The sequence below is a fragment of the Leucobacter musarum subsp. musarum genome, from assembly GCF_001273845.1.
GTDB lineage: Bacteria > Actinomycetota > Actinomycetes > Actinomycetales > Microbacteriaceae > Leucobacter > Leucobacter musarum.
On record NZ_JHBW01000025.1, the window covers coordinates 1 to 219 of the forward strand.

Below are 219 nucleotides of genomic sequence, written 5' to 3' on the forward strand. Positions count from 1 at the left end.
CTCGTGAAGCCGTTCACGCAGGAGGCGCTGCGCGAGCGCCTCCGCGTGTACCGGGCCGAGCGGCAGGCGCGCGAGCGGAACGAGCGGGATCAACCCCTCGCCCAGGGCGAGATCGACCGGCTGCTCTCGACCGGCAGGATCCGCGTGCCCGGATCGGCCGCGAGCGGTCCGTCCCGCCCCGCGGGCACCGCATCGCCCCCGGCGGCGACGCCCGAGCGG

1 pseudogene is annotated in these 219 nt (G+C 77.6%); it reads left to right on the top strand.

The window, feature by feature from the left end:
* Positions 1–219, top strand: a pseudogene (locus CH42_RS16500) (response regulator); the annotation flags it as partial.